This is a genomic window from Mesorhizobium sp. M7A.F.Ca.ET.027.02.1.1 (assembly GCF_004022985.1).
Lineage (GTDB): Bacteria > Pseudomonadota > Alphaproteobacteria > Rhizobiales > Rhizobiaceae > Mesorhizobium.
On the sequence record NZ_RZOL01000993.1, the window covers coordinates 1 to 385 of the forward strand.

A 385-nucleotide genomic window follows, 5' to 3' on the forward strand; every position below is an offset into this window, starting at 1 on the left:
CCAGGAATACCGAGCGCTAGCTGACGCATCTTCTCGTAACCCAGTGCTGGCGCGAGTTTGGCTGCCTTCCTGCCTGCGGCGAACAGTGTGATCGTCTTCTTGGGATGATCGAGTGCCTCCGACCCTCGTCGATGAATGTCGCCGGAATGCCAGAGATGTTGATAAGGCTCTTTTGAAGAAATCAGATTGCTTAGATTCTCTGCGAAGACACTCCTCATTTCCTTCGAAATCCTCGGCGCGTTGCCGAGATTCGCGATCGATTGCTGAACCTTCAACGCCTTGTCCCGATCGGTCCGGCGCTTCGACAGCGCGGAACGTTCGGTCTTGTCTGCGCGGTACTGGCGGAGGAAGCCATCCAAGCGCCGCAGATCGAACTGTACGGCGA

1 protein-coding gene is annotated in these 385 nt (G+C 56.6%); it reads right to left on the reverse strand.

Going from position 1 to position 385, the window contains the following annotated elements:
• Window positions 1–385: hypothetical protein (locus tag EN749_RS38155; RefSeq protein ID WP_189368095.1), on the reverse strand; the 385-nt coding region annotated here is incomplete at both ends.